Origin of the sequence: Eudoraea sp., assembly GCF_049669105.1 — a bacterium.
In the GTDB taxonomy this organism is placed as follows: Bacteria; Bacteroidota; Bacteroidia; order Flavobacteriales; family Flavobacteriaceae; genus Eudoraea.
Genome location: NZ_JBATKE010000144.1, coordinates 1 through 25,901, shown reverse-complemented (window position 1 = coordinate 25,901; position 25,901 = coordinate 1). Strand labels below are relative to the sequence as shown.

The 25,901-nt window shown below is 37.0% G+C and carries 22 protein-coding genes; 2 read left to right on the top strand and 20 right to left on the bottom strand.

Annotation, left to right across the window (positions count from 1 at the left end; genetic code table 11):
* Positions 1-19: 19 nt before the first annotated feature.
* Positions 20-769, bottom strand: coding sequence for an SDR family NAD(P)-dependent oxidoreductase (locus WBM60_RS12365; RefSeq protein ID WP_424261889.1), 750 nt, complete (start codon positions 767-769; stop codon positions 20-22).
* A gap of 252 nt (positions 770-1,021) precedes the next feature.
* Here WBM60_RS12365 and WBM60_RS12360 point away from each other — a divergent pair, with 252 nt between their 5' ends.
* Positions 1,022-2,272, top strand: coding sequence for a mechanosensitive ion channel family protein (locus WBM60_RS12360; protein ID WP_424261887.1), 1,251 nt, complete (start codon positions 1,022-1,024; stop codon positions 2,270-2,272).
* 130 nt (positions 2,273-2,402) lie between these two features.
* A complete protein-coding gene (locus WBM60_RS12355) occupies positions 2,403-3,011 on the top strand; it encodes a hypothetical protein (protein WP_424261885.1) in 609 nt (202 codons plus the stop codon).
* 58 nt (positions 3,012-3,069) lie between these two features.
* On the opposite strand, the gene WBM60_RS12350 is transcribed toward WBM60_RS12355, so the two are convergent.
* The 19 genes from WBM60_RS12350 to WBM60_RS12260 all read right to left on the bottom strand — a co-directional run.
* Positions 3,070-3,291, bottom strand: coding sequence for a hypothetical protein (locus WBM60_RS12350; RefSeq protein WP_424261883.1), 222 nt, complete (start codon positions 3,289-3,291; stop codon positions 3,070-3,072).
* A 270-nt stretch (positions 3,292-3,561) separates the two neighbouring features.
* On the bottom strand, positions 3,562-5,013 hold the full coding sequence (locus tag WBM60_RS12345) for a membrane dipeptidase (RefSeq protein ID WP_424261881.1): 1,452 nt from the start codon (positions 5,011-5,013) through the stop codon (positions 3,562-3,564).
* A 228-nt stretch (positions 5,014-5,241) separates the two neighbouring features.
* Entirely contained in the window at positions 5,242-7,344 is a 2,103-nt protein-coding gene (locus tag WBM60_RS12340; RefSeq protein WP_424276367.1) for an elongation factor G, read from the bottom strand.
* Between the two features lie 917 nt (positions 7,345-8,261).
* Complete coding sequence (locus tag WBM60_RS12335; protein ID WP_424278984.1) at positions 8,262-8,981, bottom strand: protein-L-isoaspartate(D-aspartate) O-methyltransferase; 720 nt, start codon at positions 8,979-8,981, stop codon at positions 8,262-8,264.
* A gap of 70 nt (positions 8,982-9,051) precedes the next feature.
* Positions 9,052-9,555, bottom strand: a complete 504-nt coding sequence (locus WBM60_RS12330) for a DUF4251 domain-containing protein (protein ID WP_424276366.1) — start codon at positions 9,553-9,555, stop codon at positions 9,052-9,054.
* Positions 9,556-9,611: 56 nt separating this feature from the next.
* Positions 9,612-10,271, bottom strand: coding sequence for a class I SAM-dependent methyltransferase (locus WBM60_RS12325; RefSeq protein ID WP_424283135.1), 660 nt, complete (start codon positions 10,269-10,271; stop codon positions 9,612-9,614).
* A 62-nt stretch (positions 10,272-10,333) separates the two neighbouring features.
* Entirely contained in the window at positions 10,334-12,223 is a 1,890-nt protein-coding gene (locus WBM60_RS12320) for a CocE/NonD family hydrolase (protein ID WP_424276364.1), read from the bottom strand.
* A gap of 49 nt (positions 12,224-12,272) precedes the next feature.
* Entirely contained in the window at positions 12,273-13,772 is a 1,500-nt protein-coding gene (locus WBM60_RS12315) for a T9SS type B sorting domain-containing protein (protein WP_424283134.1), read from the bottom strand.
* Positions 13,773-13,964: 192 nt separating this feature from the next.
* Positions 13,965-15,296 carry a Gfo/Idh/MocA family protein gene (locus tag WBM60_RS12310; RefSeq protein WP_424261782.1) on the bottom strand — a complete coding sequence of 444 codons (1,332 nt, stop codon included), beginning with the start codon at positions 15,294-15,296 and terminating at the stop codon, positions 13,965-13,967.
* 134 nt (positions 15,297-15,430) lie between these two features.
* Positions 15,431-17,599 carry a DUF5916 domain-containing protein gene (locus tag WBM60_RS12305; protein WP_424276362.1) on the bottom strand — a complete coding sequence of 723 codons (2,169 nt, stop codon included), beginning with the start codon at positions 17,597-17,599 and terminating at the stop codon, positions 15,431-15,433.
* A 220-nt stretch (positions 17,600-17,819) separates the two neighbouring features.
* On the bottom strand, positions 17,820-18,416 hold the full coding sequence (locus WBM60_RS12300) for a hypothetical protein (RefSeq protein WP_424261779.1): 597 nt from the start codon (positions 18,414-18,416) through the stop codon (positions 17,820-17,822).
* A 3-nt stretch (positions 18,417-18,419) separates the two neighbouring features.
* Entirely contained in the window at positions 18,420-18,908 is a 489-nt protein-coding gene (locus WBM60_RS12295; RefSeq protein ID WP_424276361.1) for an RNA polymerase sigma factor, read from the bottom strand.
* Between the two features lie 183 nt (positions 18,909-19,091).
* Positions 19,092-20,183, bottom strand: coding sequence for an amidohydrolase family protein (locus WBM60_RS12290; protein WP_424259685.1), 1,092 nt, complete (start codon positions 20,181-20,183; stop codon positions 19,092-19,094).
* A gap of 25 nt (positions 20,184-20,208) precedes the next feature.
* Positions 20,209-20,820, bottom strand: a complete 612-nt coding sequence (locus WBM60_RS12285; RefSeq protein ID WP_424283133.1) for a nucleotidyltransferase family protein — start codon at positions 20,818-20,820, stop codon at positions 20,209-20,211.
* Between the two features lie 39 nt (positions 20,821-20,859).
* Positions 20,860-21,870 carry an XdhC family protein gene (locus WBM60_RS12280; protein ID WP_424279572.1) on the bottom strand — a complete coding sequence of 337 codons (1,011 nt, stop codon included), beginning with the start codon at positions 21,868-21,870 and terminating at the stop codon, positions 20,860-20,862.
* Positions 21,863-22,999, bottom strand: coding sequence for a vWA domain-containing protein (locus tag WBM60_RS12275; protein WP_424259688.1), 1,137 nt, complete (start codon positions 22,997-22,999; stop codon positions 21,863-21,865). The genes WBM60_RS12280 and WBM60_RS12275 overlap by 8 nt, the downstream gene beginning before the upstream one ends.
* 93 nt (positions 23,000-23,092) lie before the next feature.
* Positions 23,093-23,965 (bottom strand): AAA family ATPase, encoded by an 873-nt coding sequence (locus WBM60_RS12270; protein ID WP_424277473.1) that lies wholly within the window; start codon positions 23,963-23,965, stop codon positions 23,093-23,095.
* 64 nt (positions 23,966-24,029) lie between these two features.
* Positions 24,030-24,506, bottom strand: coding sequence for an SRPBCC family protein (locus WBM60_RS12265; protein WP_424277474.1), 477 nt, complete (start codon positions 24,504-24,506; stop codon positions 24,030-24,032).
* Positions 24,507-24,732: 226 nt separating this feature from the next.
* On the bottom strand, positions 24,733-25,901 hold a 1,169-nt coding region (locus tag WBM60_RS12260), incomplete at its 5' end, for a molybdopterin cofactor-binding domain-containing protein (protein WP_424283132.1).

Below are 25,901 nucleotides of genomic sequence, written 5' to 3'. Positions count from 1 at the left end.
GCATAGTCTATTCTTTAAGTTATCTAATGTAACTACCCGCATTAACGTCTATTGTGGAACCAGTAGCATGGTCCATTTTTCCACTGCACATAAGCACTACCAGAGGGGCTATATCTTCAGGAGTGGTTAGCTCTTTTAATGCCAGTTCCTTAAGTATCTTTTCTTCGCCGTGTTTACTAATTACATCTTCCGCCATTTCTGTTCGGGTGAATCCCGGGGCTATAACAAAAGATTTGATATTGTATTTGCCAAAAGATCGGGCAACCGTTCGCGCAAGGGATGTGAGTCCGCCTTTAGAGGCTGCATATGCCAGATATTCCTCCGTTTCACCGCGGAATGCAGCCCTGCTGCCGATGTAGACGAATCGTCCTCCTCCTTGATCTCTAAAGTGTTCTATTCCCAATTTGGTTAATAGGCCAACCGCTTCAAGATTAATAGCCATTGTTTTTCGCCAGATATCAAGCCATTTCTCTGTGGGATCGTTTATAGGATGTGGCAAGAATACGCCGGCATTCATAATAATAGTATCTAAATTTCCAAATTGACTAATTGTATTCTTAAAAAGCTGTTGCACCTGATTTATATGGCCGAGGTCTGCTTGAAATGTTTCGGAAAGAGGATATTTAGCCTTTATTTTATTTGCCTCAGCACTGCTTTTATTATAATGGATTCCTACCTGGGCATTCGCTTTAAGTAAATGAATAGCAATTGACTTCCCTATGCCTTTGGATGCCCCGGTGACCAAAATATTTTGCCCTTTTAGATTCATAGTAAGTTGTTAGATTTAAAAGTGAAAGTATTGAGAATCTAATAGAATTCCAATTTTTCCATGCTGCCTTCAATAGCATTATTTTCGCCATTGTCGAAGTTTATTTCTCTATACTCCTAAAGGCAACAAGGCTATGCATACTTTTTTTCAACATACATGACTAAGGTATTCTGTAATAAGTAGTGTAAAGAATGAATATTCAGAGCATTAAATGAAAATTTGGCTGTAATTTTGCACAAATGCTCAAGTATTATGAATAACAATATCGTTCACCTATTATATGACTATTTAATTGAACTGGGAATCTCAGAATCATTTTCAAGATATTTAAATCTCCTCGGGTTATTTCTCGCGATGCTATTTTTAGTAGGTATTCTTGACTTTATTATTAAAAGGGTTATCCGAAAAATCTCTATTTTTTTTGCTCGCAAAACCAAAACCAATTTGGACGACATTGCCATAACTAATAAACTACCAACTCGTTTAGCACATATCTTTCCCCTCCTATTAGCCTTGGAGCTTATCCCCGTTGTTTTTAGCGACTTTGAATATTTAGGTAGTATGGTTTTGAAACTTGGAGCTATTTTAGGTATTATTCTAATATTGAACATTGCAGAAAGCATTTTACGAAGCTTGCGGGATTACCTCAAGAAACGACCAGGCTATAATGACAAGCCTATTGATAGTTATATACAAGTCTTTATGATTATTGGCTGGATAATTGCCGTATTGACTATTTTTGCTATTATTACCGATACTACAATTTGGAAGTTTGTAACGGCTTTAGGAGCCGCCTCAGCAGTTTTATTATTATTATTCAAAGACACTATACTTGGCCTGGTTGCAAGTATTCAGGTAAGTATGAACGACATGGTCCGGATTGGGGATTGGATCACTTTTGATAAATACGGGGCCGATGGCGACTTAATAGAAATTAGTCTGGCTACGGTCAAAATTCAGAATTTTGATAAGACAATCACAACAATACCCACTTATGCCTTAATCACAGACTCTTTTAAAAATTGGAGAGGGATGCAGGAATCCGGTGGTCGACGTATTAAACGAGCATTAATTATTAAGCAGAAGAATATAAAATTTTTAACAAATAAAGAAATTGAAAACCTAAAAAAAATTCAGCTTATAAGTAATTATTTGAATTTGAGAAATGAAAAAATAACAAATTATAATCAGGAAAATAATATTGATAAAACCCTTCTTCTGAATGGCCAAAATCTCACAAATATTGGTGTTTTTCGTAAATATATTGATTCTTATCTGAGTAATCACAGCGCTTTGAATATGAAAATGACAATGATGACCAGACAACTTGCACCAACTCCACAAGGTATTCCTATAGAGATCTATGTCTTTAGCAGTGACAAACGATGGCAAAACTATGAATATATAATGTCGGATATTTTTGATCATTTGTTGGCTGCAGTTTCCTATTTTGATCTCGAAGTATATGAATTACCCACTTCACTCCAAAAGGATGATGCCTAGTGCTAATAAAAATACTGTGTGCTTTAAAGGAATTGGTTAGGAGAACTTAGTACCAAAAAACCAAATCTATTGATGCAATATCAAGTGAACGGGAATATTTGTCTATCTTGTTTATCCAAAAAAAAATGCTGTGTATAAAAAAGTACTCTTCCTGGGCTTGCTGTTTACAATGGTATATGGGTATGCTCAGGACAAGAACATAAAAATAATTAGCGAAGATATTCCTAACCGGATCGCGTTTTATGCTATTAATGAAAATGAACAGGACCTCGATGTGATGTTTACTTTATCCGGAACTGATTTTAGACAAAGCAGTGCAAAACCCCGGTTTATAAGGGTTCCTGCCACTTCAAAAGTACATATGAAGACTATAGTCCTGATCAGAGGCAAGCAACCTTCCTACAGCTATGACTTAAAAGTCAACGACAGTCTTTCAACCAGATCCTTGCTTAAGGAATCTGAACAAATCAAGATTAAGCCACCTAAACAAATAACGGTTTATATCCCTGATATATGTGAGCAATGTGATAGTCTGGTAATTCCATTGAGTGAAAGTAAGTACATTTTCAACCTTATTAAACTCGACGAAAAACCAGAATTACAGGAGCAACTACAAGAAGCATTTGGGAGAGAAACACCTATAGATTCGTTGAATATTCCAATCGTAAATCTCGCCGGAAAACTATATACTAATTTGATTACCTATGAGCTACTAATAGAAGAAATTAACAAGAAGTAAAATTTCATTCTGACTTTAGGATCAAAAAAAGATTGTTAGATCTAAAAAATAAAAAATTTTAAATCTCTGGTCTGCCTTTAAGTCGTTTTTCCAGCTTTTTCTTAAGAACTGTTAGGCGCTTCATTAGCTCCATTAAAGTTGAATCTTGAGTCTGCTTGTAGAGCTCATTTATTTCCAATATGAGTGCTTTTACTTCTCTTGAAGCTACAATGCGGTCATTGGTCGTAAGTTTATTCCACTTACGTTCTTCAAACAAACGCGCTTTGTCAATTATATCCATAGTAATTAAATTCTTGTTTATTAGAAGGAAAAAATTCAATTCCTTACACTATAATTAGCCTTTATGCTTTTTGTATTTTAATTAATCTTTAAAGCAAAACAGGATAACAATAATAGCAAGTTATTATAATATTATTACTGCGAAGCTTTTTTTCAGAAATAAATTTATAAATTCTATTATATTGTCTAATATGTTTAACATATGTTTAAACATATTTTTTAAGTTTCTAATCTATTATTTGGGTTTTTTAAAAAAATATCAGGAAAATTGTCAAAAATACTCTTTTATGAAACTTCGCCCATTTTTAGACATTAGCCTTGCTATAATTTCATCCGCATCTAGAACGTTCTTAATGTTTACCAGATTATGGGAGCGCATATAATTATATGCATGGCGCTCCAGGAAATCTGCCAGATAAGGCAATTCTTCAGCAGTCCAGAACCCGTTTAGTGAATCTATTATACCGTCAAAATCGGAACCAATTACCATACAATCCCAGGCAAAGAGACCTTCAGCATCTAATACTTCTGCAATATGTTGTATCTGGTTCCACAATAATTCTGAGCGGTAATGCATTATTTTATTTCGCTTTAAGGAATTCTTGGTCTTCTTCAGAGTTTTTTTATTTACAATTCTGCGCTCATCCAGTTGCAGTCCGATTATGCCTTTACTTTTTGCAATGCGTATAATCTCTTCGTCAAAAAAATTTATGGAAGCCGGATTTAGTTTGTTCGCAGTTTTGGGATGGGCGATAACAGGATCGTCAAAAGATTTCAGGCCGTTACAGGCCGCGTGACTGGCGATTACCGGGATATTCGTAAATTTTGGGTTTCCTGAATCCAACATCTGGTAGTATTCTTTTCTAGCCTTAATACTCATATGTTTAATATCGGGTATAATTCGTTTGCTATTTGTATCGTCAACAAGACGTTCCAATACTTTCCTTCCCATGGATGTAAATCCACTGTTGAGTCCTTCAGACTGGTCTGCAAATTTCAATATGATTCCTGATAAACTTTCAGAATGTCCACATATTTGATTCCAAAAGTGATGTGCGATGGTCACGAAAAAAGGGCGAAATTCCCAATTTTTAATCTTTTCCAGATTTTCTAATACTTCTTCACTGCTAAATGGCTGCTTTAAGCCAGTGTTGAGCACATGCAAGCCTTCTATACTTAATATTACACAAATGGTATGCACTTTTCCACCGGAAGCATTTTGACTCTTAATAGCCTCAATTTCCTTGTAATTTGTAACCAATTTGTAACGAAACTTGCCTTCGGGCAGTTGTACTATCTTACCATCCAATTGCTTGTAAAAGTCATATTGAGCTTCAACATCTTTAAAATAATCTGTTATTCCCTGTAAATAATCTATGCGCTTATCTCCTACTCCCAAGGCAAAATTGGCTGTAAGATCCAGCAATAATTCATTGTTCATTTTGTTTCTCACGAACCATTTTTCTAATGGGTAAAGCGAGACACATACAATACCCACCCCGCCCTTGACAAGGCTTGTAAAGTTTGCCTGGGAAAATTTGGTAAGCCCGGTGGCGTAGTTTAATAATTTATCGAAAATTGATGGAGGGTTATAATGCCAGATACTTCGTTTGCTATTCCTATGGCTAATATGAATTCCCGTAGGAGTATAATTGAAGCTTTTCCCAAATGGTTTTAAGGAAGGATGACAATGAAAATCAATATACTCATCATTAAAATGCATTTCTGCCTATAATTATGGTGCTATAAAATTTACTTACTAAAAAATACTATATTATAATCTATTGCAAAAGAGTAATGTATCAATGACCAGATATCGCGTATGATCGGCAGATACTTTTATATCCCTTTTATTTAAGCATTTATGAGCCTGAAATTTGAATTGGAATTCTAAAAAAAAACCATACCGCTTGAAATAGTGCGATATGGCTTTATTTAAAATTTATACTATTTAATTTTTAACCAGGTTTGCCTGAATATTATTAGGAACCGCTTTAAAAGCAGAAAAGGCTGAATTGAACGTGGCCTTTCCCTGAGTAAGTGACCGCAAGTTGGTTGAATACCCGTAAAGTTCGGATTGTGGCACTGCACACTTTAGAATCTGATAGTGATCAATACTGTCTATTCCTTGTATGATTGATCTTCTTGATTGTAAATCGGTCATAACACTTCCTACCATTTCTTCAGGAACCTTAACAGTTAATTCCTGTATTGGTTCTAAGAGCTTTGGCTTGGCATTTAGAAAAGCTTCCCTAAAGGCATGGGCTCCGGCAATCTTAAAGGCAATATCGTTGGAATCTACGGAATGCATTTTACCATCATATACCATTACGCGAACATCCCGGATATAAGAGCCTGTAAGTGGTCCCGATTCCATAACCTCCAAAATGCCTTTTCTAATGGATGGTAAATAGCGGATATCTATTACTCCTCCCACAATACAGTTATAGAATACCAATTTCCCGCCCCAGTCAAGGTCTACTTCTTCCTTTCCTCTTATGTTAAAACCTTCCGGGTCTGGCATACCCTCGTACCATGGTTCTATTTTTAAATTGACCTGAGCAAACTGACCTGCACCTCCTGATTGTTTTTTATGCCTGTAATTAGCATTTGATGATCTTTGTATGGTTTCTCTATAGGCAATTTTTGGGGGTTCGAAGTTTGCTTCAACCCCATAAACATTAGTTAATATCCATTTAATAGTTGCTAAATGTAATTCTCCCTGACAACCCAAAATTAGTTGTTTTAGTTCCTTGGAAAATTCAATTACTACGGTTGGATCCTGATTGTGAATCTTCTTTAAAGCGTCGCTAAGTTTCTCCTCCTCATTCTTATTAACCGCTGATACCGACTTACGTGTTCTGGGTTCCGGGTATTGTATGGGTTTAATAGTAATTGACTTCCCTGCCACATGAAGCGTGTCATTGGTTTCTGTACTTTTAAGTTTTAATGTGGCTCCAATATCACCTACTTCCAATTTTGATACTGATTCACGCTTTTTACCATCCATTATATAGAGATGGTTCAGTATTTCAGTGTCACCAGTCCTGGAATTAACCAATTTATCATTTGCCTTAACTACACCTGATTTCACTTTAAAAAATGAGATCTGACCCAAACTGGGTTGATAAACAGTTTTAAAAACAAACAAAACTGTTGGTGCTTCTTTTTTTCGAACCAACACATCTCCTTCAACAGTTTGTTCCGGGTTTAAATCTGCAGCAGCTGGTGCTACATTATCTATAAAGCCCATCAGCCTGCCGGTACCCATATCATTTAATGCAGAAACACAGAAAACCGGAAACAGCTCATGATTAAGCATTCCTGCTTTAATACCTACCCGCATTTCATCTTCATTCAGAGTTCCTTTCTCAAAAAACAACTCCAATAATTCTTCATCATTCTCCGCAGCTTTTTCAACAAGTTCATTGTGTAATTGATCTGCTCTTTCCTTTTGATCTTCAGGAATTGGTAATTTTTCAGGTTTGCCTCCTTCAGATGAAAATTTATAACATTTCATCTTAAGAACATCAATGATACACTGAGCGCCATCAATGATTAGGGGATATTGGATAATTACCGCGTTGTTACCAACGAGTGCCTTTATACCCTTAAAAGAGTTCTCGAAATTACTATTAATATGGTCTATTTGATTTACCACAAAAAGCGTAGGTTTCGAATAGTTGCTGACATAATTCCAAATGATTTCCGTTCCAATTTCCACTCCATGCTGTGCATTTAAAACTGTAACAATTGTGTCCGCTACCCGAATTGACGAAATAATTTCACCTACAAAATCATCGAGCCCCGGAGTGTCTATTATGTTTATTTTGTAATTACGCCATTCGGTATGCAAAGGTGTGGCATAAACCGATGTTCCCCTTTCATGTTCAATTTCATGATAATCTGAGACGGTATTCTGTGTTTCTACAGTTCCTCTCCTATTAATAAGACCTGCCTCGAAGAGCATGGTTTCCGAAAGAGTTGTTTTGCCACTACTATGAGCCCCTACGAATACTACATTTTTAATGTGTTTGTCATCATATATTTTCATATGTCCTTGTTTTTGGGAATAAAATCATAAATCTAATATGGATATAAAATATAGCATATGACTTTTGTTAGGTTTTGGTACGAATGCTTTCTACAATATAAGTTTTAATTGCTTTTTATCCTTAAAATTTTTGTCTTTTTTCCAATAATGTCTCCAATATGACAAATTATTGATTATTAATATGAATAGCACCCATTTTACATAAAAAACAGTATATGAGACACATAACGCTATTTTAATAACAATTGTAAAAATATAATCTGTTAAAAAATGTATAAAATGGTACTATTTTATACATAGTACTGTAACAAATAAATTTAATTGTCGTCTATTAGTTGTAGGTCTTTAAGATTTACAGTTTATAAAAAGTAAAAAAACAACAAAATCAATTTAAAAACTTAAACGATGAGAAATTTTAACAATCATACACCAACAGAATCAAGAAGGTATTCATTCTTTTCCAATTTTAAAAACAGCAAAAGAGTACGCTGGTCAGAAGCAAGGAACTATATCAATTAATATTAATATCAAAAACGAACAAATCATGAGACATTTTATCAAACAAACACCAACAGAATCCAGAAGACATACGTTCTTTTCAAATTTTAAAAACAGTAAAAGAGTACGCTGGTCAGAAGTAAGACACTATACTATATAAAAATATAGATAGAAAAATAGTAAGTAATCAAAATATTAAATATCAAAGAAATGAGAAATTTATTGCACCATTCACCAACAGATTCAAGGAGGTTTTCATACTTCTCTAATTTTAAGGATAGTAAAAGAGTACGTTGGACAGAAAGCAGAAATTATGTACGGTAAGAGTAAGCGAGTAACTGGCCCGATGGAGCCAGCAGAGATTTAAGCAAGGAGGTAATAGAAATTAACCTCCTTTTTTTATGAACTATTTTAGCTTATTAATTTGTTCTTGTCAGTGGAACAAATCTTACAGCCATAACTTCCCTGGTTTTAATCTTACCGGATTTTTTTGTGATTAGAAGCAATTGCCTTATTCCATTGTGAGGTCCAACAGGAATAATCATCCTCCCTCCTTCTTTTAACTGTTTTATAAGTGGTTCAGGTACTTCTTCCGCACCGGCCGTAACTATTATAGCGTCAAAAGGTCCTTTCTCCGGCCAACCAAGGTATCCATCGCCGGTTTTTACTTCAATATTTCCATAACCCAAGGCTGAAAGTCTATTTTTTGCTGTAAAGGCCAATGCTTCAACAATTTCTATGGTGTATACAGTATCTACGATTTGGCCTAATATAGCTGCCTGGTATCCGGATCCAGTGCCTACTTCCAAAACCCGGTCGTGATCTTTTAGTTTTAAGACCTGAGTCATGTAAGCAACTATATAGGGCTGTGAAATGGTTTGGTCCATTCCTATGGGCAATGGATTATCCGAATAAGCATATGGCTGCATATCCGGTGGTACAAAATCATGCCTGGGAACATTCCGCATTGCTTTTATAGTAGCCGGATCACTTATATCTCTTGCCAATAACTGCTCCTTTATCATGTTTTCCAGCAATTGTTTATGATCTATTTGGCTGTGGCCTAATATGGCAAACAGATAAATTATACCAAGAGCAATTGATTTAAATAGAGTTCCATTTTTAAATATTATTGTCATTGCGTTCTATTATGAAAGATGGCATCTACAGGAATTAGCAGAATAATAACAAGGTATTTTAAGTAATAATTTACTCCTTTAATGGTTTTAAATACCCACTATAATTTATAGACGACCTGGAGCTACTTATTACTTTTACAGTGGTCTGCCCACTGGAGCCCACAGTAAGTGTAATATCGTGGCGCTCGTTGCTGCTGCGTATCCCTATTTTAATGATTGATCTTCTTTTTTTATCAATATATTCCACATCATATTTATCCGGAACCCCTTTATAGGCTATGCGAGGATTACTATTATATCCACCATCTCCTCTCGCTGATCCAAAAAATGGTAAATCTATATCAACCTCTCCTTCTTTAACTATGAAACGATTTGTATTTGTTGCTAGCGACATTCCGCCATTAACAAAGCTTGCATTGAATATATAGGTCCCGGAATCAATAAGGTTTTTAGTATCTTCATATGCAACATTTTTATAGTCCTCTTTTTTTTGTTTCTTTTCTTCTTTAGTTTGTGCTATCAAACTGCCTGAGACTATTAAAAACATCAAAATCTTAAACGAGCCGTTTTTCATGATAAACTATTTTATTGTAAAAACTTATATCTGTTTCTAGCCAGTAATTAATAGAATTATGATTGTGGAAGTGCACCTACCATTACCCATATTTTCTTATCCGGGTCTTCTTCCCAATAACCAAGGTCTTTTTCTATTGCGATCACCTCAAAACCGGCCTCTTTCAAATCATTTTCAACATATTTTGGTGCGATTGTATGCCCAATGGTTTGCTCTTGTCTGGACTTTCCAATCATTTTACGTTTAAGTTTTTCCAGAATTAAGATACGTCCATCTGGTTTCAATGCTTTTTTTACATTCAGGAGGATTGGCTTATAGTCATCCATTTCATGGTAGGCATCTATAATTAAAACGACATCTATGCTATTTTCCTGTAATTTAGGATCGTCATAGTTTCCTAAAATAGTTTGGATGTTCCTGATACCTCTTTTAGAGGCAATATCATTTAGTTTGTTTAAACGATCCTCGCGAACATCTACGGAATAAACTTTTCCTGTTTCACCAATAAAATCTGCAAGTCGAATGCTCATATAGCCCTGGTGGCAGCCTATATCCGCAACTTCATTGCCAATCTGTATTTTGGCAATTTGGAATATTTCCGCAACTTTCATCCATTTATCACGAGCCTTCCAATCACTCTCTGAATATTGGCTATGCATATCAGGGATGATCAATAAAATTAAAAGAAACCCTATGTTAATTGCTCTGTTATACATCTTTAAAAGGTACTACTTTCAAAGATAAAAAGCATTTAAAACTATCTTAAAATCTACATCCATTACCGATTTACTATGGGCAATCTGATTTGGGAAGGATATTGTTTTGAATGATGAACGCTATTGCGAGCAACTACTCCTTGTTTTTCATCGTAATTTTTCCCCCCAGTATTTAAATTTCTTGCGAATCTTGGAAAATTACTGCTGGAGACTTCAATCCGAATTCTATGCCCTTTTTCAAAGAAGTTACTTGTCGCCATTGGTGTTAAGTTAATTTCATACACCTTACCTTTCTCCATAAATACTTCCTTCTCATAACCTTCTCTGTAACGAACACGTTGTATGGTTTCATCAAGGTTATATGCCCGTCCATCTGGGTATACATCAATCAGTTTTATTGTAAAATCGGTGTCTTTGGCGTCAGATGAAATGTAAAGTGAACTTTCTATGAATCCAGTAACTTCTATACCTTCTTCCAATGGTTCTGTGGTGTAAACGAGAATATCCTGTCTTGTTTCCATGGCCTGTTGATCGTAGGCACCTCCTTTTACCGCATTCCCCGTGCAACAAACATTCCCCCCGTAAGAGGTCACAGGATTCATAGGATCATATATAAAACTATCAGGTACATTTTCACTATTTGGCTCTTTTACACTAAGCCTTCCATCCCCGTATAGGCTATTAGCTTTACCACCACTTGTCAAATAAAAGGTTTTCAATTCAGAATTTTCCGGAGGCCAGGATTCAGCGGACTGCCAAACATTACTTCCCATGGTGTAATACTGAACTCTTGGCGTGTTATCTTTAAAATTGTTATTTTCTCCTTTTAACCAAAGATCAAACCAGGAATATATTTGCTCGCTATAGTTGAGCCTGGCATCCCCCACATTTCGTTCACCTACTATTGTGTTCTCAGTGGCTCTGGTATACCTGCAGTGTAATGTAGGTGCGATTACCAAATACTGATTATCTTTAACAAATTGGTCCTTACTATTGTTTCTGACATGATTATATAATGCCAGGTTGGGGCTTATAGATACATCATACCATGAGGCAAACCAAAAGCCTGGTATCCCTATTTCCATATCGTCGTGGTAGAGCCCACCTTTATACCAATCTATATGATTAGGATTACGCCTCACCATTTTGTCAAAAACCTCTCGTTTCCCCTGAATATTCTGTAAGATATCTTGAATAGGTAAATGAGCTAAAGCTTCGGACATATCTACCGGAGGGTTTTCCGGTGCCAAATCATAGAATCTGGAAATACGGATAAGGTCTTCCTGACTGGCTCCTTCAGGGATCCTGGGTTTGTACTTATCATGTTCTACACCATACAACCATGCAAAAAATAGCAATTGCTCCGCACCACCTCTGTACCAATTACCCTGTTCATAATAGTCGCCGACTCTACCCACGCCTGCACCAAAGCTTTGAGGCACCATGGCCGCATGGGAAGGATGATCTAAAGCAGCGACAGCCATCTGCCATTCTGCAGTAGATGAGCATCCAAGCGTTCCAATCTTACCATTGGACCAGGGCTGATCCTTCATCCAGCTAAAGGCATCATAACCATCAGTCAGCGGAATGCCTAATATATCCCACTCCCCTTCTGAATAATATCTTCCACGCTCATTTTGCACAACATAAGCATAACCATGTTGTACAACTTCGTATGCTCTTTCCGCTGTTCTGGTCTTTTGCTCGCCATCACCCCAGGAATTAAAATTATACGGTGTTCTGGAGAATATGACTGGCACTTTTTCATCAGTTTTGGGTCTGTAAATATCCGTTGCCAATCGTATTCCATCTCGCATGGGCATCATTACTTTCTGATCTATAATTGCAATTTCCTGGAGTTTTTCAAATATATCATCCTGCGCATAGGTATTAAAGACTCCTAAAGAAAAAGTAATTACAAATAATTGAAAATTGATTAAAAATGTTCTCATAAGCTTGGTTTTTAAAACAACTACTGAAGTTCAAAAATAGCAAAATACGTTATCGCTTTAACATAAAATAGCCAACCTGTAAATTACCCTGGGTAGTTTCTATTCTGTACCAATAAGAGTCAGAGGCCAGGGGTTTTCCATTAAAACTACCATCCCAACCTTGATCGGGAAATAATTGCTTTAACAATTGACCATACCTGTTAAAGATATGCACCGTAATCACTTCGAATTCGGGAGTTGAGCTAACTATCCACAGGTCATTAAAACCGTCATTATTAGGAGTAAAGAATCTCGGAACCGGTAATTTCTCAGGCGTAAGTTGAAATCCGGTTGTGGTAAATGATTCCTCCCGGCAATTTTCTGCCAGGTAATTTGCGCTATAGGGAATAATCGTTACATAAATAGCGCTCGCCTCGGGTAGTGGCTGTTCAAAGCTGTAGGTCGTTGTATTTCCTAAATCAAGTGCATTCACCAAATCTGTTCCACCTGCAGAGGTCCCTGCGGATAGTAAATATCCCAAAATATTATTTACAGATTCCCATTCTAAATTAGAGTTCACACTTATATTACCAGAGCCATTTTTTGGGCTTAATAAATTCGTGCATTCCGGAGGGATGGGCCCTGCACCAGTTGTAAAAGAAATTGGCTGACAGTTTGGAGCTTCTCCCAAGTCATTGTAAGGTGTTATACGGACAAAATACAATGTATTACCTTCAAAATCCGGAGGTTTATAATTAGTCCCGTTACCGACGTCAAAGTTGTCAAGAATTTTAATCCCACCAATGGACGCTTTCTCCACTGTCATAAGGTAACCTGAGGCATTAAAATTTCTTATCCAGGTGATGTTTGCTGTAACGGAAACAAATTCTCCTCCGTCATTCGGATTTATTATTTCCGTACACATAGGTGGGTTATTTCCTCTGGTCCTAAAAGTAACTTCAGAACAGGAAGGAGATTCTCCAGCGCTGTTATAAGGTGTTATGGTGATATAAACACGTTGTGAAAGTGGTAAATCAGCAGGGGGATTATATGTAGTCATATTTCCTACATCCTCATTGCTTAAAATATCGCTTGCGCCTGTGCTTGTGCCAATATTCAGAATATATCCTATGGCTGCTGACTGGCCATCCCAGCTAATATTAGTATCCGGAGGGACCCCATAGGAACCTGCAGCCGGAATGGATAAAGTAACGCATCCGGGAATAGAACTGGCCTGTCCCGTTGTAAAACTTTCCTCAACACAGTTTTGAGCATTGCCGTTATTATTATTGGGAATCACTGTTACATAATAAGCTGCATTGGGCATAAGACTAGTGGTGGGTGTATAACTGAGATTGCTTCCCATTGATACTCCATTTAATATATCTGTACCACCCGGACTGGTGCCCATAAAAAGGAAATATTGTGTGGCATTTGCTACGGCCTGCCATTGCAGTTGGGTATTTACAGAAACACCTGTTTCACCATTAGAAGGAGTAGTCAATATCGTGCAATCAGGCCGTGTTTGTGCTGAGACATGAAATAGGAATCCGAAAAACACTAAAAGCACTAGTATCTTTGGTATCGTTTTTTTTATTTGTGTTTTATATGGTACAACTTGATGATCCACCTTTAAATATAGTAGAAATATTAAATATAATCCTACTTGTGAGGTTGGTCTTGGAAAATTGCTAAAACTTTCAGCCTCAAACTTAAATAATATAACCCTTAATGGACCATTAAGCAGGTCAAAGCGAGTACATTAAAATTTTCGGTATTTCACATGTCGCATCTTATTGGCCGAACTGTTACCTTTAAACTTTTCCGCATCCGGATTCCAGTGAAGTGTTTCACCAAGATCATAGGCAATATTAGCAATATTGCAAACACTAGCTGATCGATGCCCTGTTTCTACATCGCAGATAGGTTGGGTTCTATTTTTTATAGCATCCATCCAATCCTGATAATGATCCTTCTTTACTTTGTACAAACGTGTATCTGTATCTTTTAACTCCACATTTAGAATGCCTGCAGGATCGGTTTCAAGAAAACTACGACTCACATCCATTTTACCTTCCGTACCAATAAAACGAACACCCCATCCGCGTTCAAAGTCTTCATGAATAACTTCTATCCCATTTGCGTAGTACATCTTTAAACCCCGCACCGCATTTTTATCAGCTGGAGGCTCAAATTTCACAGGTCCCGTCCTGTCCATACCCAGAGCCCATTGAACGATATCAAACATATGTGCTCCCCAGTCGCATAAAATACCCCCTCCGACTTCCTGATATAAACGCCAATCCGGCCAGAAATCTACATCATTACTTGAAGGTGCAAGCCTGTTATTATAGCCTAAAAGAGGTGCGGGGCCACACCAATTATTCCAATTGACTTCCTCTGGCATGGCCTCAGCTTTTAAATCATAAGGCCTGGCGGGGTCACCAACATTTACCAAAATTTTCTGAATATCTCCTAAATAACCATTCCTTACCAGTTCACAAGCTTTTCTAAAATTATCCCATGAGCGTTGCATACTTCCGGTCTGGACAATTCTACCGGTCTTTTTGGCCCATTTAACCATCTCCTTACCTTCCTTTAGCGTATGCGTCAGAGGTTTTTCACAAAAAACATCTTTACCGGCTTTCATGGCGTCAATAGATTGTAAGGCATGCCAATGGTCCGGAGTAGCCACCACAACTGCATCAATTTCTTTTTGATCCAGAAGCTCTTTATATTCCAGATATGTATTAACACTGTTATAACCTGACTGGTTGCGATGTTCTGCATAGACCTTTTCAACATGATCTTTAAACCAGGCATTTTTAGTGGTCCAAACATCGCAACTGGCTATAATTTGTGCATTTGTATTCTGAACAAAACGAGAAGCAAGTCCCCTGCTCTGCTTTCCAAGACCAATAAACCCAAGATTTACCTTATCGCTTGGCGCGATAAAACCTTTTCCTAAAACATGGCGCGGTATTATTGAAATGGCCCCTACAGTAAAGGCGGTATTCCTAATAAATTTCCTGCGCGAAAGATTTAGTTCATTAATTCCTTGGTTTGGATTAGAACTTCGTTTTTTTCCTTTCATGATGGGTAGTATTAATGTTAGTTAGATAGCTGAAATAGGATATTAAATTACGTGAAAAATTTAAATATTTTATACAAAAAAGGCATTTTTACAGTGTTGAATATTATATTTTAATTCCTCCATAAACTATTGGTTTATTTATTAAACCAGTAAGTAAGTTTAAGAGTAATTGACCATATCCTCCCGTCAAATGGTGCCAATAATTCATTATTAGTATAAACAAGAAACAAATCCGAAGCCGGTTTATAACGCCATTGAAGCCTCGAGTTTAGATTAAAGTTTTTGGATTGTTCATTATATTGAAATAAGGTGGCAAAAAATAGTTTATTGGTAAATGTTATATCTACTTCAGATCCTATTAACCAAAATTCTGTGGTATTCCATGGTTCAGGTAATTTGATGTTATTGTAACTAATATTTGAGCTTAGACTTACATATGGCTGAAAACGATAGCCCAGTTCGCTTGTTATGCTTGCTAGTGTACCGTCTTCGTAATATCCCCCAACTCTTCCGCCTGCAGTATAAGTAAACATGCTTTGTGGTCTTGAATTATATTCAAATCTAAAGGCATTCCATCGATGCTTGGTGCCTGTAGCCAGGGAATCTTTTCCAGTGCCCGTAGGATCAAAAGGCGACAATAATTCAACATACTCATTGAGTCCTTCCAGGCTTATACTACTTCGGTTACGAAAATTTATGAGGTATTGTAGTATATTCTGATGATCTGTTTCCTTAATTTTTTCATCAAAATAATAATTCAATTTTCCAACAGGCCCATGACTTACTACCGGACCAGCTTTTGGGAAAAACAAATAGCCTAAAAATGTGTTGAAATTAAAGTAGCCCTTTCTTGGCACATAACCGACTTCTGCAGTGTATAAGCTATCTACATATTCTTCTTTTATACCCCAGTTCCATTTTCTGCTCTTGTATTCAATATTGGCAGCCTGAGTAATCCCATTCCCCTGTTTGTCGGGTGTAAAGGATTTAAGTAAAAAGGCCTTTCCATTCCACAAATTATCAGGAGATGCCAAATTATATTCCAATCCAAAATTCCGGTTATATTTTGGATAAATTGTGCGCAGAGAGTCACTATCCTGTGGGTAATTAGTTGACTGCTTATTTACAAAAAGAAGCCCGATTGTAGATCTGCTAAACACTTGTCGCTGCAAGCTAATGACTCCAAAATTTTGACTTGGAAGTCCTGTTAGTTCGTCTTTTGCTGTTTGAATATCCATGACTCCTAACCGCCATTTATCACCTAGGTTTCCGCTGAGTCTTAATCCTGCATTAATTGGAATACCGAGTCCAATTCTTCTGGAAAAAAAAGGCCTTATTGTCTCATAACCGAAGCTGGCAAACAAATCGGCGTTTTCAAGGAAGAATTGCCTTCTTTCCGGAAAAAAGAGTTCAAATCTATCAAGATTTGTAACCTGCCGGTCAACTTCAACTTGAGAGAAATCCGGATTAATTGTCAGATCCAGGTTAAGTGAGGAGGACAGACTTATTTTAACGTCCCCGCCTACTTTGGTCTCATAGTCTGTATTTCCATCTATATCATAAGTAGTTTGGCCTAATACATAGGGAATTAAGGAAAAATTGAAACGTGGTGCAGGAGGAGGTTCATCCCAAACTAATACTCCGGTATATGCAAGTGACGCGGTAGGAAACTGTCTTGGTATTGGTGTCCAGCTAGATTTTTCGCTAGTTGCCAAGTGAAGTCTGCTAAAATTAATGCCCCATTCTTTTACGCCATCTTCATACCTTATGGATTTAAAAGGAAGCGACATTTCAAAAACCCATTTTTCCTCATCACGAGTTACTTCCGATACCCATTTGCTATCCCAATTGAGATCAACGCTGCCTCCGGCAAACATAGTACCATCCCACTGAGCTCCTGCAGCATTCGAACCAAACGAGAACCCGGTAGTTTGATTGTTAAAGGGATCAAGGAATAATAAGAAATTATCATTTTTTCCAAATGAAAAATCCCGCCTTAGTGACTCTACAAAATAGCGTCCGGGGATACTGTTATAGAAAGTTGCAATTAAATAAATATTGGTATCATCATAGGTCATTCTTATTTCGGACTTATCCGTAGCTTTATCTATGTCCATGGGTAATACCATATAAAAGTCTTTGGCAACATCAGTTCCTTCCCAGGCTTCATCATCGGCAATGCCATCAATCTTCACAGGTAAATTGGTCTTTCGAATATTTAAGCGAAAGCCTTCATTCTTTTTTTGGGCATTAAGCTGCAGTACCAATGTTAAAAGGATTAATGTTACGGGTAACTTCTGCATGCTGCTTTTCTAATGAATCGGTTTGAACTCTTGTATGACTGTTTTTTACGCTTAATAAAATGACTATTAAATAAAATTAAAGATCGTAGTTAGCTTATTCTAAAACTATGATAAAGTTCAGTAAAAATTAAAAAAGACCCTGAAATTAAACACTGAAATAATAACCCGCTAAAAAGCCCCGTTATACGGGGCCTGATAAAATGAATACAACTCTAAGAATTTAAGTTTCTAATTCCTTTAGAATATTCTCCGCAGAATTAGTTATGTTCTTGTAGCATTTATATCCCCACCTGGTAAATAACAGCAGGAATATAACCATGACAGGAATATAGGTTAGCCATATTTTGCCTTGGAGAAAAAGATCCTTGTTATTCATGATTTTACTAAATACTGGTAAACTGGTAAACATTAAGATAAAACTCAAATATATTCCAACCCTTTGCATAAGTAATAATTGATTCTTTGCCTTTGTATAAATTACAATAGTTTCTTTAAAACTATTTTGTACGATATTCATCCGCTGTATTTTTCCGAGTAATCTCAGAGTGATAACAGGTAAAATAAGTAATAAAGCTATTGTAAATACACCACAGGCCATAAGATACCAGGTATCTAACTTATATATGTTCACTAATAAATATAGCGCCATTACGAAACATACCACAGCTCCTATTGTTTCATAGAATGAGAGCTTATCAAACTTAGACCTATATCTTTCCTGTGTCATTTTCATGATTAATTCTGTGGTTAATTTTTTTTGCTTTTCTAATTGATTAGTCATTTCCGACCAAACCGTTTGGATTTCTTCTAAGTCCATAATTTACTTTTTCAATATCCTTGATTTCAACTTTTGCTTAATTCTGGAGATACGGGTACCAACATTCGTTTCACTTAATCCGGTGATTTCAGCAATCTCCTCATATTTTTTGCCTTCCAATAAAAGGAGAATTAGACCCTTTTCAAGTATGTTTAATTGATGAATTTGTTCATATACGATTTTTAAGCGGTTTTCAAATTCAGTGTCGTAATTTTCAGTTTGCCGCAGAACAACCTGGTCTATGGAAGTCGTAATGGATTGCTTTTTTCTTTTTTTTAATTGACCTATTGCGGTATTTAATGCAACACGATACATCCAGGTACTAATTTTGGATTCATTTCGAAAAGAATCATAGGACTTCCATAACTGATATACAATCTCCTGGTATAAATCTTTTTGGTCCTGTCCGTTTTCTGTGTAGATTGTGGTGATTTTAAAAATCACACCTTCATTATCCTTGATTAACCTGGTAAATGACTCTTCTTTACCCATATTTTCACAACTTCTGCTTAATTAGTAGATCAACACCAAAAAAAATCACATTTTCCTTAAAATATTTTTAGAGGCTAAGAAAATAGGTAATTTATGGACATGTCAAAAGTTGAATTTCCAATAAAAGAGCAGTAAAGAACTAATTAGGCCTAAATGCAATAACAACACTGGAAGACTATAAGTTTAATCCTCGAACAAACCTTGATCCAGTCCTGGTAGTAGTTTTAAAGCGTTTTTGTAATATACTTTTCTCAATACTTCGTCCGGGAGATCTAACCCATACATAGCCCAGAATGCGTGATACTTTTTATAATAAGGAAAGTATTCATCGGCGGTTTCCAAAACCCTGAAATAGGTTGGAAATTCCTTTGGTTGATAACTGTCTTTGCCAAATAAGATTCGATCCTGATAGGTCATAAAGAACTTATGGGCAGCTCGAGGCTGTCTTCCCAGCTCTGCTATAATTGCACCAATACCCACATACATATTTGGCATTTGCTCTAATAGTTCGGCCAGCTTTTGTAAATCATTGGCATACCATCCCATATGAGCATTAATGAATTTAGTTTCCGGATGCTTCCTAATCATATTATGTTGTTCTCCAATTATTTGTTCCCATGGAGCGGGATTATCTGCTGATCGTTTCCTACGAGGTCTGGTTTTTAATTCTAACCAACGTTCGTTACTACTATCCATTGGATCCCAGAAGGACTTTGGATCTGCGGCATGTATCAGAACAGGAATACCCAATTCCCCGCATTTGGACCATATTGGATCTAAACGACTGTCATCAATTGCTATTCGATTCCCATTAATATCATTATTTCTAAGCCCGAGGCTTTTATATATTTTTAATCCTTTTGCACCATTTTTAATATCCTGTTCCAGCTGCTTCACCGCATTTATTGCCCAATCCGGATTACCTACGCCATCAAAATTTACATTGGCAAAGACAACGAACCTATTTGGGTAATTCCGGTTTACGTTATCCAACATATTTTTAAGACCTTCACCAGATCCACCACTTAAGTTAACCATTACGGCCATATTCATATTATCCATAGAGGCAATCAATTCGGAAAGATCCTGTGTAGCCATCTTAAACTGATGACTGTGAATATCTATAAAAGGATACTTTGCCTTCTGTATAATATTTTCTGAGACCACAAGTGTGGATTTCGGATTGTATTCTTCAAAACTCATTTCCTGGGCACACGCAGAAATTGTAATTAGTAGAAATACGATAGAATAAAGTTTTATAGTATTGAATATCATTATTTTACAAATTATATGTTAATAATTACTTTAGATATTTTAATGCTTTATAATAATCATCCAATGTGTCCATATCCCGAGCTTTTCCTTCCGGATCAAGGAGGATCACCTCTTTTGCATATTTTTTAAGTAAATCCCTGGCACCCTGGTCTGTGTTTAATTCTTTTAATTCTGAAAAATAAGTCTTATCAAAAATAGCAGGTACCCCTGCCTTATCAAAATAGTTTGTGGCAATTATCCCATTACTGCTGTTAAGGTAGTTAGTAATAAGCAAATTTAAATAGGCAGTATCTATGAAAGGTTGATCAACCAGAAGTATAAGTACAGCTTTATACTTCATTTTGTTTTTTTCTAAAGCGCTAATACCACAGGATATAGAAGACCCCAAACCGGATTTCCAGTTTTTATTAAACACTATTTGAACTTTTTCGTCCTCGACTTGTTTTTGAATTGTATTGGCATGAGAACCCAACACGATGGCAACTGTATTACAAGATGCCTGCTTTGCAGACCTTATAGCGTTGCCGAGTAATGTGGTATCCCGCCAGGGTAATAATTGTTTGGTAGTGGATCCCATGCGGTTCGATGCCCCGGCGCTCAATATCAGGATAGCTATTTTTGTTTCTGAATGGGTCATCAATAGAGGAAACCTTAAAGAAATTAAGAGTGGAAGATTCTACACGGTCTTTCCTATGTATTGTGATGGGTTTTTATCAAAACTTAGCTTGCATCCATCACAGCAGAAATATACCTTTTCTCCCTGATATTCCACAATGTGTTTAGGATTTTTTTTGGAAACAGGAACTTGACAAACAGGATTAATATAATATTCTTCTGAAAACTTATCTTGTTCTTCCACAACCGATGTTTGTTCTGATGTTTTGGAACCACAGCATGAGGCCTCAGATTTATTTTCATTCCTAAAATGATCAATAACTTCCGCTAAGATACTTATAGCCACCTCACTTGGCAACTTCGCATTAATATCCAAACCAACGGGACTTCTCAATTCCGCTACACGAGCTTCCGAAATACCTTCTTTCTTTAAATATATTTTTATATCGTCTGCCTTTTTAGCGCTAGCTACAAAGCCTACATAAGCAACGGAGGTTTCTAATGCCTCTTTGACGGAACGTTCGTCATTTTCGCCTTGTGTGGTAACTATAATATAAGTATTTGTTAGCCCTTTAAAAGCACTGAAATCTACAATATCAGAAATACTATAGGCATCTGGAAACATCTGCACATCTGCTTCAGTAGCCATCACCGATACCCTAAAATCTGCTGCCGCAGCCATTTGCACCAACTTTCTTGCGATATTCGATTTGCCAATTACAATTAATTCCGGCTGTGGTATTACAGGTTCTATCATAACTTCTAATGTTCCTTTACTTTGACAAGACATCACGTACTCTTTATAGGTAGCGGTTTCCCTAGAACCACCTTCAGGTGAAATACGTATACGTCGATAGCGTTTGGTTCTGATGACATCAATGGCTTCTTTTATTACGATACCACGAACGCAGCCACCTCCTATCCAGCCAATCAATTCACCCGTTTCCAAAATCAGCGCCTTATCCCCTACTTTACCTGAGCTCGGGGCAATACGGTCCACTACTTGAGCAATGGCAAAGTTTGAACCTTTGGCCAAATGCTTTTCTATTTGTAAAGCTAGTTCGTTAAACATCCATCAATAATTTTTCTAATTTTAATAAACTATCCAAGTTGTGCGCCGTTTCAAATGCATCTAAATGCGGCATCACATTCACCATTCCTTTTTGAATGGGCTGATATCCATCCATTCCTTTCAACGGATTCAGCCAAACTAAGGTCTTGCATTTTCTGCGTATGGTTCTTACGGCCTCCCTAAGCACTGTTACACTACCGGTTTCGAGTCCGTCACTGAGTATCACTACAATATGTTTTTGGCTCAAAAATTTACTTCCATACTCAGAGAGAAATTCCGTGAGCGACTCCCCTATCTTGGTACCACTCGACCAAGAATGTACATTCTTGCCAATCTGTTTTAAAACTTCCTGTTCATTGTTTTGTCGAAGCATTGGCGTAACATGAGTCAGGGTTGTACTAAAGGTAAAAAATTCCAGACTCTTAAAATACTTCTTTAACACCATTACGTATCGCAAAAGATAATAGCTATACGTATCCATTGAACCACTCACATCAAGAATAAAAACCACTTTGCGCTTTTCTTTGCGTTTTCTTTTATGGGACAAGTCTAACATTATTCCCCCTTTAGACACTCCGTGACGAATCGTATTTCGAATATCGATGCTCCCCTTGTTCGCATTCTCAAGTCTACGTTTAAAACGCATACTCATTTGATGAAATAGCTCTTCGGCCAGTTCTTCCAGTTTTTCCTTATCATTAACATTTACCTTAGAAAAATCAGTCCGTCTTAGGCGTATACTTTCATTTGCCCCAACAGTTTCTTTAGCCTCTTGTTCTTTAACTTCCTTTTTTGGGACTTTGAATTCCGTTCCCAAAAATATAACTGTGGCAGTGTCTTTTTCCTTTTTAATTAGCTTGACTTGCTTTTTGCGTTGTTCTAATTTCTCTTCGTAATAGCGACTCCAAAAACGATCGAACATTTCATCAAAACGGTCAAAATGCTCTTTGCGTTTACAGTAAATAGCCTTTAAGCTATACTGAAATAGTTTACGATCTAATACCCAACCACGCTTTGCAACTTCAAAAGCATCACTTGTTTCTTGTGGGCCCAAAACAAACTGCCGCTCCCGACAATACATGGTAAAGTCGATGAGGCGTTCTTTGAAAGTATTTTCTACAGCTTGCACGGATTATAGAAATTTTGGTTTTAAAAATGAACTTGAAATAGGTGTTTTTTATATCGTTGCCGTCCTACGGCTCATTCCGCTTAGGATAATATTCTAGTCAATAGGATATAAAAATTCTTGAACGGATTTGTTCCGCACAAACTCTACATCATCTTTATGTTTCAGAACACTACCTATGGTAGTTTTTACAATCTCATCGGTGATATTCTTTTGATTCATCAACAACAAGGTTTTTGCCCAATCTAGAGATTCTGCAATACCCGGTGGTTTGTGTAAACTTGACTTTCTCAAATTGTGTATAAAAGTAACGACCTGCGTAGCCAATGCTTCATCAATATTCGGAAGTTTTTTTGCAATGATATTAATCTCACCCATCTTTGATGGAAAGTCAACCCAATGATACAAACATCGTCGTCGTAAAGCATCACTGAGCTCTCTAGTTCGATTGGAAGTCAAAATCACCAAAGGTTTTGATTTTGCTTTTATCGTTCCCAATTCAGGAATACTGATTTGAAAATCAGAAAGTAGTTCTAATAGATATGCTTCAAATTCTTCATCAGCCCTATCAATTTCATCAATCAAGAGCACCACAGGTTTATCAGCGCTTATTGATTGTAACAAAGGGCGTTGAAGGACATATTCCATTCCAAAAATCTGATTTTGGAGCGCCAGCTTATCCTCGTCTTGTTCAAAAAGTTTGATATGGAGCAGCTGCTTTTGGTAATTCCATTCGTAAATGGTAGTGCTTACATCCAAACCTTCGTAACATTGCAAACGAATTAAATTCGTTCCTAAATGTTCAGCTAAGGTTTTGGCTAGCATAGTTTTACCAACTCCGGGGTTACCCTCCAATAATAACGGTTTTTCCAAATTCTTTAAAAGGAAAATGGAAGTCGCCAATGCTTCGTTGAGAATGTAGTCGTGCTCATAAAAGTCTTTTATCAGCGCATCGATTTCTTTATTCAATAGCTAAAATTTTAAAAAGCCATGCTTGGGGAGCATAGCTTCTGATTATAGATTCCGGGAATATCTAAGCCGATGTCGCTGCTTCTGCTACAGCAAGTTTCTTTGAAAAATTGGAAACGAACTGTTTGAACAATTGATTGGAAACCGTAGTAATTAAACGAGAACCGAATTGGGCTATTTTTCCATTTACGGTAACATCCATAATGGCATCTAACTTTACCCCACCTTCAGCACGTTCAATAAGGTCAATGGTCATCATCATTTCTGCGTTTCCATTACCTTTTGAATCAACACCTTCTCCTGTAATAATAATTTTTCGATTCGCTTTATCAATTTCATTATAATGGATGTCTGCATCGTATTTTACCCCCATAGGACCGAATTTCATACCAACTTTTCCCTTGTAGTGATTATCACCCACCTTTTCGTCTATGGTGACTCCAGGTACGCAATCCATTATTTTTTCTGGGTCGATTAAGTGTTCCCAGACTAAATCTGTGCCTTGCGGCACTTCAAATGATTTATCTAATTGTGTTTTCATAAAATGGAATTTTATTTCATTCCCACAACGGTGGAAATCTATTTGTTTTTACTAAATGTTTTATTCATGTGAAGGCCTTTCTGAGCTAAAAACTATCTAACCGTATGGCTGGCTTTAAATCCTTCGATCCAGCAAAGTTGGCACCTCCCAACTTCTGGAGGGAGGAGCCACTTTATTTTACCTTAGTACTTTGTACTTGATACTTGTAACCAATAACTTTATTACTCTACACTTTCGCTTTTGCTGCTTGAATCGCATCCCAAACCTTATCGGGTGTAATTGGAATATCCAAATGCTTGATTCCTAATGGATATAAGGCATCAATAATCGCGTTAGCAATTGCCGGTGGCGCACCTACCGTTGGTGATTCCGCAACACCTTTGGCACCTAATGGATGGTGAGGTGATGGCGTAATCGTATGACCGGTTTCCCAATGTGGCGATTCTACCGCCGTAGGCACTAGATAATCCATTAGTGTTCCGTTCAGTACATTTCCTTCATCATCATATACAATACCCTCGTACATTGCAGGAGCGATACCTTGAGTTAATCCGCCATGTACTTGTCCTTCTACAATCATAGGGTTGATAATGTTTCCACAATCATCGATGGCCACAAAACGTTTTACATCGATTGCACCTGTTTCTTCATCTACCTCAACAACGCAGATATAGGCACCGTTAGGGAAGGTTAAATTTGGTGGGTCATAGTAATGAGTTTCTTCAAAACCGGGCTCCATTCCTTGTGGGAAATTCGTGTATGCGGCAAAGGCAACGTCCTGTATCGTTTTAGATTTTTCGGGAGCTCCTTTTACAAAATACTTTCCTACTTCCCATTCAATATCCTCTTCACTCACCTCCAATAAATGGGCTGCGATTTTCTTTCCTTTGTCACGTAATTTACGTGAAGCGATTGCAGCTGCTGCTCCAGCTGTAGGAGTACTTCTACTGGCATAAGTACCTAAACCATAGGGAGCGGTATCGGTATCCCCTTCATCAATTTCAATATCAGTGTATGGAATTCCCAATTCTTCTGCTAGAATCTGAGCATAGGTAGTTTCATGACCTTGACCTTGTGACTTGGTTCCAAAACGAGCTAATACCTTTCCTGTTGGATGTACCCGAATCTCGGCACTATCGAACATCTTGATACCTAAAATATCAAAATCCTTAGATGGCCCTGCACCTACTACCTCCGTAAAGGTGCAAATTCCGATACCCATCAATTTTCCTTGGGCTCGCTTTTCAGCTTGCTCCTTTTTATAATCGGCATAGCCCACCATTTCCATGGCTTTCTCCAGCGTAGCTTTATAATCGCCACTATCATAGCTCCATCCTAAAGGCGAAGCATATGGAAAATCCTCTTTCTTTATAAAGTTTTCCATTCTCAGCAAGG

What these genes read in the sequence shown, in the direction of transcription:
- WBM60_RS12350 (WP_424261883.1), bottom strand. Translation starts at nt 3,291, where the DNA reads ATGGATATAATTGACAAAGCGCGTTTGTTTGAAGAACGTAAGTGGAAT.
- WBM60_RS12325 (WP_424283135.1), bottom strand. Translation starts at nt 10,271, where the DNA reads ATGTATAACAGAGCAATTAACATAGGGTTTCTTTTAATTTTATTGATC.
- WBM60_RS12265 (WP_424277474.1), bottom strand. Translation starts at nt 24,506, where the DNA reads ATGAAAACACAATTAGATAAATCATTTGAAGTGCCGCAAGGCACAGAT.
- WBM60_RS12300 (WP_424261779.1), bottom strand. Translation starts at nt 18,416, where the DNA reads ATGGACTTAGAAGAAATCCAAACGGTTTGGTCGGAAATGACTAATCAA.
- WBM60_RS12340 (WP_424276367.1), bottom strand. Translation starts at nt 7,344, where the DNA reads ATGAAAATATATGATGACAAACACATTAAAAATGTAGTATTCGTAGGG.
- WBM60_RS12320 (WP_424276364.1), bottom strand. Translation starts at nt 12,223, where the DNA reads ATGAGAACATTTTTAATCAATTTTCAATTATTTGTAATTACTTTTTCT.
- WBM60_RS12290 (WP_424259685.1), bottom strand. Translation starts at nt 20,183, where the DNA reads ATGATATTCAATACTATAAAACTTTATTCTATCGTATTTCTACTAATT.
- WBM60_RS12335 (WP_424278984.1), bottom strand. Translation starts at nt 8,981, where the DNA reads ATGACAATAATATTTAAAAATGGAACTCTATTTAAATCAATTGCTCTT.
- WBM60_RS12295 (WP_424276361.1), bottom strand. Translation starts at nt 18,908, where the DNA reads ATGGGTAAAGAAGAGTCATTTACCAGGTTAATCAAGGATAATGAAGGT.
- WBM60_RS12305 (WP_424276362.1), bottom strand. Translation starts at nt 17,599, where the DNA reads ATGCAGAAGTTACCCGTAACATTAATCCTTTTAACATTGGTACTGCAG.
- WBM60_RS12285 (WP_424283133.1), bottom strand. Translation starts at nt 20,820, where the DNA reads ATGACCCATTCAGAAACAAAAATAGCTATCCTGATATTGAGCGCCGGG.
- WBM60_RS12330 (WP_424276366.1), bottom strand. Translation starts at nt 9,555, where the DNA reads ATGAAAAACGGCTCGTTTAAGATTTTGATGTTTTTAATAGTCTCAGGC.
- WBM60_RS12360 (WP_424261887.1), top strand. Translation starts at nt 1,022, where the DNA reads ATGAATAACAATATCGTTCACCTATTATATGACTATTTAATTGAACTG.
- WBM60_RS12280 (WP_424279572.1), bottom strand. Translation starts at nt 21,870, where the DNA reads ATGTTTAACGAACTAGCTTTACAAATAGAAAAGCATTTGGCCAAAGGT.
- WBM60_RS12365 (WP_424261889.1), bottom strand. Translation starts at nt 769, where the DNA reads ATGAATCTAAAAGGGCAAAATATTTTGGTCACCGGGGCATCCAAAGGC.
- WBM60_RS12345 (WP_424261881.1), bottom strand. Translation starts at nt 5,013, where the DNA reads ATGCATTTTAATGATGAGTATATTGATTTTCATTGTCATCCTTCCTTA.
- WBM60_RS12310 (WP_424261782.1), bottom strand. Translation starts at nt 15,296, where the DNA reads ATGAAAGGAAAAAAACGAAGTTCTAATCCAAACCAAGGAATTAATGAA.